This window comes from Cupriavidus sp. IDO, from assembly GCF_000812465.1.
In the GTDB taxonomy this organism is placed as follows: domain Bacteria; phylum Pseudomonadota; class Gammaproteobacteria; order Burkholderiales; family Burkholderiaceae; genus Cupriavidus.
The window spans coordinates 1-11,894 of the sequence record NZ_JWMA01000121.1 but is presented as its reverse complement, the minus strand read 5'-3'; the positions used below and the strand labels follow the sequence as shown (position 1 = coordinate 11,894).

At 62.6% G+C, this 11,894-nt stretch carries 11 protein-coding genes and 1 pseudogene; all 12 read left to right on the top strand.

All coding sequences use genetic code 11. The features are described from left to right. A partial coding sequence (locus tag RM96_RS27610) for an IS5 family transposase (protein ID WP_052279777.1) occupies positions 1-369 on the top strand: 369 nt, incomplete at its 5' end. Between the two features lie 7 nt (positions 370-376). After that, positions 377-649, top strand: a pseudogene (locus tag RM96_RS40275) (hypothetical protein); the annotation flags it as partial. A gap of 81 nt (positions 650-730) precedes the next feature. Beyond that, positions 731-1,108 (top strand): IS66-like element accessory protein TnpA, encoded by a 378-nt coding sequence (gene tnpA, locus RM96_RS37730; protein WP_238587438.1) that lies wholly within the window; start codon positions 731-733, stop codon positions 1,106-1,108. After that, positions 1,084-1,440 carry an IS66 family insertion sequence element accessory protein TnpB gene (gene tnpB / locus RM96_RS27605; protein ID WP_152624220.1) on the top strand — a complete coding sequence of 119 codons (357 nt, stop codon included), beginning with the start codon at positions 1,084-1,086 and terminating at the stop codon, positions 1,438-1,440. Before tnpA ends, tnpB begins: the two co-directional genes overlap by 25 nt. An 82-nt stretch (positions 1,441-1,522) precedes the next feature. Beyond that, positions 1,523-3,079 (top strand): IS66 family transposase, encoded by a 1,557-nt coding sequence (gene tnpC / locus RM96_RS27600; protein WP_039014920.1) that lies wholly within the window; start codon positions 1,523-1,525, stop codon positions 3,077-3,079. A 33-nt stretch (positions 3,080-3,112) separates the two neighbouring features. After that, positions 3,113-3,961: a hypothetical protein gene (locus tag RM96_RS27595; RefSeq protein ID WP_238587437.1), complete on the top strand. Its 849-nt coding sequence runs from the start codon at positions 3,113-3,115 to the stop codon at positions 3,959-3,961. Between the two features lie 157 nt (positions 3,962-4,118). Next, positions 4,119-4,271 (top strand): hypothetical protein, encoded by a 153-nt coding sequence (locus RM96_RS39500; protein ID WP_193752530.1) that lies wholly within the window; start codon positions 4,119-4,121, stop codon positions 4,269-4,271. 140 nt (positions 4,272-4,411) lie between these two features. Beyond that, positions 4,412-4,696 (top strand): hypothetical protein, encoded by a 285-nt coding sequence (locus tag RM96_RS27590; RefSeq protein WP_039014919.1) that lies wholly within the window; start codon positions 4,412-4,414, stop codon positions 4,694-4,696. Between the two features lie 455 nt (positions 4,697-5,151). Then, positions 5,152-6,591, top strand: coding sequence for a carbohydrate porin (locus RM96_RS27585; protein WP_039014918.1), 1,440 nt, complete (start codon positions 5,152-5,154; stop codon positions 6,589-6,591). A 113-nt stretch (positions 6,592-6,704) separates the two neighbouring features. Continuing rightward, positions 6,705-9,467, top strand: a complete 2,763-nt coding sequence (gene mgtA / locus RM96_RS27580) for a magnesium-translocating P-type ATPase (RefSeq protein WP_052279776.1) — start codon at positions 6,705-6,707, stop codon at positions 9,465-9,467. 121 nt (positions 9,468-9,588) lie between these two features. Further along, a complete protein-coding gene (locus tag RM96_RS27575; protein ID WP_039014917.1) occupies positions 9,589-10,311 on the top strand; it encodes an MgtC/SapB family protein in 723 nt (240 codons plus the stop codon). Positions 10,312-10,734: 423 nt separating this feature from the next. Then, positions 10,735-11,787, top strand: coding sequence for an IS630 family transposase (locus RM96_RS27570; protein WP_039014916.1), 1,053 nt, complete (start codon positions 10,735-10,737; stop codon positions 11,785-11,787). The last annotated feature ends 107 nt before the right edge of the window (positions 11,788-11,894 follow it).

Genomic DNA, 11,894 nt, shown 5'->3' with positions numbered 1-11,894 from the left:
ACCGGCGCCAATCGCCACGACGTCACCCAACTGCTACCGCTGATCGAGGCGATTCCACCTCTGCGCGGCAAGCGTGGCCGACCGCTATCCAAGCCACTGATCGTTCAGGGTGATCGCGGATATGACCACGACAAATACCGCAGACCGCTTCATGCCGCGGGCATTGCCACCGAGATCGCCCGTCGTGGCGAACCGCACGGCAGCGGTCTTGGCAAAACCCGCTGGGTTGTCGAACGAACGATTGCCTGGCTACACAATTTCAAGCGATTGCGCGTCCGTTTCGAACGCCTCGCCACCATCCATGAAGCATTCCTGAAGATCGCCTGTTGCATCATCTGTTGGCGACACCTCAGGAAGTCATTTTGTTAGGCCTTCTTATGGGCGAACCGGCACCCACTACTTCTTCGCTGACGAAGATGGTCTGCGCAAGCTCCAAGCCGCACTAAGGCTCTCGACTGTCTCCAAAGGCGAGAACGTGGTCGTCACCGTCCCGAAGGACTTGGGCCTGCTCGCTGACACACTTGAACCTGCACCGGGCGCGATTTGCACGAGTCCCGTCCAGACCTACCTTGATCTATCCATTGCGGGCGAACGCGGCGCTGAGGCCGCCGAGCACCTGCGCCAAGAAAGGCTCTCATGGCCCAAATGACAGTAAGCGCCCGGTGAACCCATCTTGAAGGGAAGCAAGCGAGCAAGGAGCATCGTGTCCATCTAAATTCTTGGTGGACACGTGAACACTATCGAAGAGAGCGCACCGGCGCGACGCCGACGTCGGCACAGCGCCGAGTTCAAGGCCAAAGCCGTCCAGGACTGCATGCATCGGGGTGTTTCGATTGCGGCAGTAGCGCTACACCATCGCGTGAATGCGAATCTGCTTCGGCGCTGGGTCGCTGAACACCAAGCGTTGGTTAGCGCGGGCGAAGCCCGCGCATTGATGACCGTACCCCAAACCGAGTTCATCCCGCTGCAGATCGGCGATCCCACGCCGACGCCGGCGATACCGGATATACAGATCGAAGTGCGACGCGGAACAGCGACGATCAACATTCGTTGGCCGGGATCGGCCGCAGCGGAGTGTGGCGAATGGCTTCAGGGGTGGTTGCGTTGATCCGCGTCGAGGCAATCTGGCTAGCCACCGAGCCGCTGGACATGCGAGCGGGAACAGATACGGTCTTGGCTCGGGTGGTGAAGGCATTTGGAGCCGCCCGGCCGCATCATGCTTATCTCTTCACGAACAAGCGTGCCACGCGTATCAAGGTGCTGGTGTACGACGGCATTGGCATCTGGTTGGCGGCGCGGCGGCTCAATAAGGGGCGCTTCGTCTGGACCGACGGTATGACAGCCATCGCGACGCCGCTGTGTCGAGAGCAACTGGATGCGCTGGTGCTGGGCCTGCCTTGGCAACGCTTGGGCCGCGATGAGGCGATCACCGTGCTTTAGTCGTGGCTTGGCACAGGGGCCGAGCGTCCATTGGGGGCTGTGCCAATGGTTGGAGTGACAGGGAACTGGCAAGATTCGGAACATGAATCCCGCCGAGAACCTGGACGACCTGAGCCCACAGCAACTGCGCGAGTTGGCTGCGACGCTGCGGGCGCAGATCCAGGAGCAGGACGCCGTCATTGCGCGCCACGCGCAAGAGCTGCGCTACCGGCAAACCAAGATCGATCAGCTCACTCACGAGCTAGCCATCCACAAGCGTTGGAAGTTCGGCAAACGCAGCGAGCAACTGACATCGGCCCAGGCAAGCTTGCTGGAGGAAGCCCTCGATGCAGACCTTGAGGCAATCGAAGCCGAGTTGGAAGCGCTGATGCCGCCGTCCAAGTCGGAGCCCAGGGACAAGCCGAAACGCCAGGCGCTTCCTCCCCAATTTCCTCGCACCGAGATCCATCACGAGCCAGAGTCCGAGACCTGCACGTGCGGCTGCGCGCTCAAGCGCATTGGCGAAGACGTCAGTGAGAAGCTGGACTACACCCCTGGCGTATTCACGGTCGAACGTCATATCCGGGGCAAGTGGGTATGCGGTCAATGTGAGACTCTCACTCAGGCACCGGTTCCTCCCCACGTCATCGACAAGGGCATCCCCACCGCCGGGCTGCTGGCGCATACGCTGGTGTCCAAGTTCGGCGACCATCTTCCTCTGTATCGGCAAGAACGCATCTACGCGCGGGCCGGCCTGGCGATCCCGCAATCGACGCTGGGTGCGTGGGTCGGTATCTGCGGTGTGCGACTGCAACCGCTGGTGGATGCCCTGCAGGCGGAGGTATTGACCCAGAGCGTACTGCACGCCGACGAGACACCAGTGCAGATGCTCTCGCCAGGCGACGGCAAGACGCATCGCGCCTACCTGTGGGCCTACGCACCGAGCCAGCTCTCATCGTTGCGTGCAGTGATCTATCAGTTTGCCCCTAGCCGCAGCGGCGAACATGCCCGCGCATTCTTGCAGGACTGGCAGGGCAAGCTGGTATGCGACGACTTCTCTGGCTACAAGGCCAGCTTCGGCGGCGGCATCGTCGAGATTGGGTGCATGGCCCACGCGCGTCGTAAGTACTTTGAGCTGCACGACAAGCACAAGAGCGAGTTGGCTGGCCAGGCGCTACGCTTCATTGCCGGGCTCTACGAGATCGAGCGAGAAGTGCGGGACGCAGAGCCAGCACTACGCCTGGAAGCGCGACAGCAGCGGGCCAGACCAATCCTGGATGCGCTGCATCTCTGGCTTGATGAACAAAGGCGGCGGGTGCCGGACGGATCGGCCATCGCGCGAGCTATCGACTACAGCCTCAAACGCTGGGCGGCACTCGTGCGCTACGTTGAGGATCCAGCCGTGCCCATCGATAACAACCATATCGAAGGGCAAATACGGCCTATCGCTCTTGGAAGATCGAACTGGCTGTTCGCGGGTTCGCTGCGCGCTGGCCAGCGCGCGGCCGCAGTCATGAGTCTGATCCAGTCGGCGAAGCTCAATGGGCATGATCCCTACGCCTACCTGAAAGACGTGCTCACACGACTGCCGACCCAGAAGACCGCCGACATCGCGGAGCTCCTGCCACATCGCTGGACCGCTTCCGTTCTCTCTGCATAACTCTGTCAAGACGGGTTCGCCGGGCGCTTACAAATGACACCCCAGGAACCACAGTCGGCCGCCGAGTACGACGACCGGACGACTGCAGCTGTGAAGTCGGTGCTGATTGAGATCGGCCAGATCCTTGGCAGCTTCAAGGGCAAGTTCGCCATCATTGGCGGCGCAGTTCCTTGGCTGCTGCTGGCCAACGAGGACATGCCGCACGTCGGCACGCTCGACGTGGACGTAGGACTGGATGCGGAAGCACTCGGCGATGGCGAGTACGCGACCTTGATCGGCGCGCTTCAAGGCCATGGATACGCCCAGCGCGAAGGGCTTCGGCGCTTCCAGTTGGTTCGCGAGGTCACGACGCGAGATGGTGGGGAAGCGATCGACGTCGTGGTCGATTTCTTGATGCCGCGCGACGCGGAGATCGTCAAAAACAATCCCCCCTTGATCGGCGACTTCGCTGTGCAGCGGGCGGACGGAGCCGACTTGGCGATGCGGTTCTACCAGCTTGTCGCTGTGGCAGGGCCGATGCCCGACGGCGGAACCAACCGGGTGGAGATCGCGGTGTGCTCAATTCCCGCTCTTCTTGCCATGAAAGGGCACGCACTGGCGGGCCGCTACAAGCAGAAGGACGCCTACGACATCTACTACTGCGTGCGAAACTACCCCGGTGGTATCGAAGTGCTGGCACAGGAATGTTGCCTACTGCTGGGGCATGCCAGTGGCGAGCGCGGTTTCCGACCCGGGGAATGCCTCGATCACCTGCGTGTATCTGCAGGATCTGCAGGTCGACGAGGACGCGCGCCCTCGGGCCACCGAGGCGGCGGACCGGATTGGCGAAGGTTGCTATCGTCCTCCGGCAGGTGGCAGAACAGCACGGCAGCCGCGCTATAGCGGCATGACGTGGAGCCGCTAATGTTCATGCGGAATTGGCGCCGACCGTGGCTATGCTGGCTGCCCTCTGGCACGCCATCGCTGACGTGGCGAAATCATTCAAGCGCTGCCATCATCCCGAGTGGTAGGCCCTCATCTTCCTTCCTGCGGAGGAGCCATGAAATTGCGCTATTCCCTGCTTCTACTATTGCTGGCGACCGCTGGCGATGCCGGGTTCGCGAAAGCCTCGCCGAGCGGGTCCCGCCATTTGGCAATCCGCTCCGACTACGACCTTCAGCCATTGATGTATCCCCAGGCCGCCACACTGTGACCCTATACGCCAGGGGTGCGACGTATCACCGACGCCACCGCGACAGCAAGCCAACACGGGATCAAGCCCACCGAAGCGAGCCATATGCACTGGGTATGCCGGCAGCAAATTCAGCGGCGGCCAATCAGGCGTAAATCCCGATGCCGCCCAGCGAGTCCGCCACGGGACTTGCCGCGCCCTACGTGAAGAGCCTTGAAATGCACAATCTGTCCAGGCGCCTCGCTATCGCGGCAGTTATGGCGCTGGCTTGGCGAGCCATTGCTGCGGACATGGCCGCCGCCTCTGGTCCTGAGGCGCCGAAGGCGCAAAGCGGCAAGCCTGCCGAGCGATATGAAGGCCGCAAGCGAGAGTTGAGAAAGCAGCGGGCCGAGCAGCAAAAGCAGGAATCGCAGCAGGCTGGCCAGCAGGCAGGGAAGGCCAACTGACCGCGCCCATCGAGTTGCCCGACAGGCCGAGTCTGTTGCACACGCGGGTCATCAGGCGCTTGGCACCTTCCAAGGCGGCTTTGCATGCCAAAGCGGAGTGTGGCAAAAACGTTCCGCGCGAATCCTGTTGCACGCGAAAATCGTTTGCGCCTCAATGGCCCCTCTTGCTATGCTTCGCCCCGTCATCATTACGGGTTTTTCCCATGGACAGTTGTTCTTGTCGGCCCCAGGCCGAATTCTGAACGGCTAGTCAGTCAAGGCGACGTCTCGCCACTGCCTAGCCGATAACGGCGGGTAGTGGCATCCATGCGGGTTTTCCGCGTGCCCATCTCCCGATTTTTTGTTTGCGACCTGCACCGCGAGGGTAGCGGTGGGCGACGTTCGTCCGCGCTTAGACCCTTTACCGCCGGTCGTCCGTGCCTACGCGCGCCATAGAAGCGCGTGAGGGAGGTCCCATGACGTTCGTTTCCTGCTTTCCGTTTTTCGTTTCGATGCTGCCCGTCCTGAAGGGCATCCGGGGGTCGCGCCGCGTGCTGGCGCCGCTGATTGTTCTATTGCTCGCGTTCGGCATTGAGCCGGCGCGTGCGCAGGGAGCCAGCAGCGATCTTCCAGTCACCGCGCCACCCGCCGATACCGGCCAAGCCCTGGCGGACGAACCGGATCGCTTCGCGATCCACGGCCAAACCACCTACGTCTGGCAGCGCAAGCCGGCGTTTGGTGCCGCCTACTCGGGCGACAACAGCCTGGGCCCCCAGCGCGACAAGAGCTATTCGTGGACGGCCACGCTGGACCTGGGGGTCCGGCTGTGGCAAGGCGCCGAATTCCACTTCAACCCCGAAGCGGTCCAGGGCGTGCCGTTCTCCGGCCTGCACGGCCTGGGCGGCGCCACCAACGGCGAACTGGCCAAGGTGTCGGGCCCGAACCCAACCGTGTTCCGCGCCCGTGCCTTCCTGCGCCAGACCTGGGGCCTGGGCGGGGGCGAAGAGCCAGTGGAGGCCGAATTCAACCAGTTCGCCACCACCGTTGACAAGCGGCGGGTGGTGCTGACGGCAGGCAACGTGCCGGTGCTCGACATTTTCAACGCAGTCGAGTACGCGCACGATCCGCGTACGCAGTTCCTCAACTGGTCGTTTTTGACACACGGCTCATTTGACTACCCGGCCGACGCCCGTGGTTACAACTGGGGGATCGCGCTGGAGTACTACTACGACGATTGGGCGGTGCGCATTGGCCGCTTCCTGCAGCCGATCGAATCGAACGGCCTAGCGCTCGACACCCGCTTCATGGAGCATTACGGCGACATGATCGAGCTGGAAAGGCGCTACCTGCTGGCTGGCCAGGAGGGTAAGGCCCGGCTGCTACTCTGGCGCAACAAGGCGAAGATGGGCGCCTTCCGTGATGCCATCGCGTTTGGTAACGCCAACGGGGCGACGCCGGCTGTCGCCGACGTGCGCCGTGAGCACGCCAAGGTCGGTGTCGGCCTGAGCTTCGAGCAGAAGGTCGGCGAGGATCTCGGCCTGTTCGTCCGCGCGGACTGGGCGGACGACAAGACCGAAACCTATGCCTTCACCGAGATCGGCCGCAGCTTTTCGTTCGGTGGCATCCTGAGCGGCCAGCGCTGGGGCCGTCCCCAGGATGCACTGGGCGTCGGTGTGGCGGTCAATATGCTGGGCAGCGCGCACCGGGACTATCTCGCCGCCGGCGGCCTCGGTGCCTTCCTGGGCGACGGCGCGCTGAACTACGGGCAGGAGCGCATCCTGGAAGTGTTTTACAGCTTTCAGCCTGTGAAACACCTGTGGATCAGCCCAGATTTCCAATACATCCAGAACCCGGGCTACAACCGCGATCGTGGACCGGTGAAATTCTACGGCGTGCGCTTTCACGCGGAATTCTAAGCCGCGGTACGAGAAGCTTGCCCCGCCTGTCAAGGCGCCCAATAGATGCACTACCTCGCTGCCGCACGTTCGTCCGCAGCGGCGACACCTGATCCGATCTCGGAGATTCGGTCATGAACTTTCAATTTCTGACAACCTTTTTTGGGGGCTTCCTGCGCACGCGCCGGGTCGCCCACCATTTCCGTCGGCTGGCGCTGTTCGAATCGCTGGGCGAGCCGGGCCCGTCGCGGGCCATGCCGGAGCACCTGACGCACGACCTGAAACGGGCGGCCAAGGACGACGTGGCCGCCGTGCTGGTGCGGCTGCACTCGCACGAAGACGGTCTGACCAGCGCCGAGGTGGAGGAGCGCCTGAAGCGCTTCGGTCCCAATGAGGTCGACCACGAAAAGCCGCTGCCGGCCTGGCTGCACCTGTGGCATTCCTACCGGAATCCCTTCAATCTGCTGTTGACAGTGCTGGCCGTGATCTCCTATCTCACGGAAGACATCAAAGCTACCCTTGTCATCGGCACGATGGTGGTCCTATCAACGCTCATTCGCTTCGTGCAGGAACGGCGCTCGAACCAGGCCGCCGAAGCCTTGAAGGCCATGGTCAGCACCACCGCCACCGTCGTGCGGCGCGACCTAGCGGCCGCGGTTTCGGAAACCAGCGCGCAGTATTTCAACGTACAGTTGCACTCCAGGCCGCCGGCCAAGATGGAAGTGCCGTTGCGCGACCTGGTGCCCGGCGAAATCGTCGCGCTCTCGGCCGGCGATATGATTCCCGCCGATTGCCGCATCCTCTCCGCCAAGGACCTGTTCATTAGCCAGGCGGCCATGACCGGGGAATCGCTGCCAGTGGAGAAGTTCGCCGAGCGGCGCGGCCATACCGAGAGCCCGCTGGACCTCACCAATATCGCCTTCATGGGTACCAATGTGGTGTCCGGCGCCGCCACCGCGGTGGTACTGGAAACCGGCAACCGGACGTACTTCGGCACCCTGGCAGCCCGGGTGACGGCCGCCGGCCCTGCGGTGACTGCTTTCCAGGCGGGCGTGAATCAGGTGAGCTGGCTGCTGATCCGCTTCGCCCTGGTGATGGTGCCGATCGTACTGCTCGTCAACGGCTTCACCAAGGGCAACTGGATGGAGGCGTTTCTCTTTGCCTTGTCCGTGGCCGTGGGCCTGACCCCGGAAATGCTGCCGATGATTGTCACCTCCACCCTCGCCAAGGGGGCGGTGCTGCTGTCGCGGCGCAAGGTGATCGTCAAGCGGCTGGACGCCATCCAGAATTTCGGCGCCATGAATGTGCTCTGCACCGACAAGACTGGCACGCTGACACAGGACAAGATCGTGCTGGAGCGCCACACCGATGTGCTGGGCCATGTCTCCGACGAGGTCCTCAAGCATGCTTACTTGAACAGCTACTTCCAGACCGGCCTCAAGAACCTGCTGGACCGGGCCGTGCTGGAGCATGCCGAGTTGCAGAAGGAGCTGATGCCCGTGCGGGACTACCACAAGGTGGACGAGATCCCGTTCGACTTCCAGCGCCGCCGCATGTCGGTGGTGGTGTCCGAGCGGGACGACCACAACGAGTTGATCTGCAAGGGTGCCGTCGAGGAAATCCTGAGCGTGTGCACAAGCGTGCAGGTCGATGGCGGCGTACTCCCGCTAGACGATGCGCTGCTGGCGCAGGTGCGGCGGGTGACGCACGACCTCAATGAGGAGGGCCTGCGCGTGGTGGCGGTGGCCATGAAGGAAACGCCGCCGGGACTGGCTGCCTACGGTGTGGCCGACGAGAGCGAGCTGACCCTGGTCGGCTATATCGCCTTTCTCGATCCGCCCAAGGAGTCTACCGCCCCTGCCTTGCAGGCGCTGGCGGCGCACGGGGTCACGGTCAAGGTCCTGACTGGCGACAACGAGCTCGTGACCGCCAAGATCTGCCGGGAGGTCGGGCTGGCGATTGAGGGCGTGCTGCTCGGGCCAGAGGTCGAGAAGATGGACGCCGCTGCGCTCGCGCGGGCGGTAGAGACGCACAACGTCTTCGCCCGCCTGTCGCCGCTGCACAAGGAGCGTCTGGTTCATGCGCTGCGCGCCAACGGCCATGTCGTCGGCTTCATGGGCGACGGCATCAACGACGCGCCGGCGCTGCGCGCCGCCGACATCGGCATCTCGGTGGACAGCGCGGTGGACATCGCCAAGGAAGCGGCCGACATCATCCTGCTGGAGAAGAGCCTGATGGTGCTGGAGGAGGGCGTGATCGAAGGGCGGCGCACCTTCTGCAATATGCTCAAGTACATCCGCATGACGGCCAGCTCGAACTTCGGCAACGTCTTCTCGGTGCTGGTGGCGAGCGCCTTCCTGCCGTTCCTGCCGATGCTGCCGCTGCAACTGCTGGTGCAGAACCTGCTGTACGACATCTCGCAGATCGCGATCCCCTTCGACAACGTCGACGACGAACTGGTGGCCAAACCGCTCAAGTGGAATCCGAGCGATATCGGGCGCTTCATGGTGTTCTTCGGCCCGATCAGCTCGATCTTCGACATCACGACATATCTGGTCATGTGGTTCGCGTTTGGCGCTAACAGCGTGGGCAAGCAGTCCTTGTTCCAGTCCGGCTGGTTCGTGGTGGGCTTGCTGACGCAAACGCTGATCGTGCACATGATCCGCACGCCCAAGCTACCGTTTATCGAGAGCCGCGCGGCCTGGCCACTGCTCGTGATGACCGGCCTGATCATGGCCATTGGGGTGTACCTGCCAATGGGGACGCTGGCCGAGTACTTCAAGCTACAGGCCTTGCCGCTCGCGTACTTCCCCTGGATGATCGGCATCGTGCTGGGCTATGCGCTGCTGACCACGGCGATGAAGCGGGCCTACATCCGCCGTTTTGGCTGGCAGTAAGCCGTACCTCCGGTCGGATCGGCGACTTGGTCGCGCTGCTGGGCTTCATGACGGCTGCGTGACACAATCGTGACATTCTTGGCAGGTAAAAGGGCCGTTTTGGTCCCGCCCCATATCAGCTATGACCCTTGAAGCCATCCAGAACATCAATCTCGATTCGTTGCTCGATACCGGCATCAGCCTGACCACGGCATTCGTCCTCGGTGCGGTGATCGGCTACGAGCGGCAGTACCGGCAGCGTACCGCCGGCCTGCGGACCAACGTCCTGGTGGCGGTCGGCGCGGCCATCTTCGTGGACATGGCCAACCGGCTGGCGGGGCACGACGGCGCCGTACGCGTGGTGGCCTACGTGGTCTCGGGGATCGGCTTCCTTGGCGCTGGCGTGATCATGCGGGAAGAAGGCAATGTGCGCGGGCTCAATACCGCCGCCACCCTGTGGGGCTCGGCCGCCGTGGGCGCCAGCGCCGGCGCGGACCTGATTCTGGAGGCCGCGCTCGGCTGCCTGTTCGTGCTGGCGTCCAATACCTTGCTGCGACCGTTGGTCAACCGCATCAACCAGCAGCCCATCGATACGCCCGCGGTGGAAGTCACCAATACGGTGTACGTCATTGCGCCGCGGCCACGCCAGAAGGAAGCGCTGCGATTGCTGGAGGACGCCCTGGAGGCAAGCAGCCACCCAACCCGCGATCTGGTGGTCCACGCCTTTGGCGCGCATGACGTCGAGATCGAGGCGGTGCTGATGTCCACGTCTGTCGATGGCGATCAGCTCGATCGCATCGTGGCGCAGCTCGCCGCCTCCGACGCCATCGGCCAGGCCTTCTGGAGCCCGAGCACCACCGAGTGAGTTCGCCGCCTGGCTGCATCGCCGCGATGCCACCGGCGCCAATGTGGATGATCATGAACTCTACCAGTACGAATGACTGTGGAGATCGCTTTACATCTGGCTCCGCGGTCATCCGAGGCACGCTTCGCAATTGTCGCTTCCTCGGCAGGTCCAGTCATCGGCCGGCATTGGGATGACTGACAGTGATTGGCTGGCAAGGGACCTCCGCTGGTCGGTTCCCCGTTGGCTTATGGCGACCCACTTAGCGTCGTTTCCACCTAGTGTTCCAGGGTGCGATCAGGCTTCCCTGCGTTCAGGAAGACGCCTTAGACTGGACAGCGGCATTTGTCGACGCGTTCCCAGAGCCATTAAAGTTTGAGGCGGCGAGGTCGCACTAGTCCGTCGCGTCTTTGAAATAGCACCCCGTGCATCTATGATAGATGCATGGGAAAAATGAACTTGGACGAGCTCGAACGAGAGCAATTGTTGACAGCCACGCGCAGCCAAACGGTGCGTGTGGCGGATGTGCGTCGGGCCAGGTTGATCCTGATGCTCGAAGACGGGGAATCGCGCGACGCGATCATGCAGCGGCTCGGTTGCGATTCGCGCTTTATCGCGCGTTGGTCGCGCCGGTTTCTGGCCGAGCGGCTGGCGGGCCTGTACGCACGCCATCCCGGCAGAGCCCCCGCGCGCGCGCCGGAGAAGCTTGAGGCGCGTGTGTTGAACACCACGCTCAAGCGCAAGCCAGCCGACGGGTCGACGCATTGGAGTAGTTACAAGCTGGCCGCAGAGTTGGGCAACGTGTCGGTCTCGACCGTGCAACGTATCTGGCGCAAACATGGTCTGCGCCCCCATCGACTGGCGCAGCACATGATCTCCAACGATCCGGACTTCGTGACCAAGGCTGCCGACGTCATTGGCTTGTACCTGAACCCGCCGGCGCATGCGGTGGTGTTCTGCGTGGATGAGAAGACCGCGATCCAGGCATTGGACCGCAAAGACCGCATGTTGCCACTGTCGCCCGGGCGTGCCGAAAGCCATGGATTCGAGTACAAGCGCAACGGCACCTTGAGCCTGTTTGCCGCGTTGAACACGGCCACCGGAGAAGTGCTAGGCAAGACTGCGGCGCGCCACACCAGCGAACAGTTCGTGGCGTTTCTGACCGATATCGTGGCCCATCAGCCCGATGGTCAGGAAATCCACGTGATCTGTGACAACGTGAGCAGCCACAAGACGTCGCGCGTCCAGGAATTCCTGCGGGTCCATCGGCACGTGCACATGCACTTCACGCCCACATATTCGTCGTGGCTGAACCAGGTGGAGAATTGGTTCTCCCGTATCCAGCGTGACGTCATTAGTCGCGGCATCTTTACTTCCGTGAAGGACCTGGACCGAAAGCTGATGCGCTATATCCGTCAGCACAACGAGAATCCGGCACCCATCAAGTGGAAGTACAACGACCCATCTCGGCGAATTCGCCCGGTGCCATTTAATTGACGCAGTGTACTAGTGTAGTGTTCCATTCTGTTTGGAACTTAAGCGGCGGTTGGCGCGAATGACCTTCTGCAAGATGTCGCGAGCGCTCTTGGTCCAGATGAACGGCT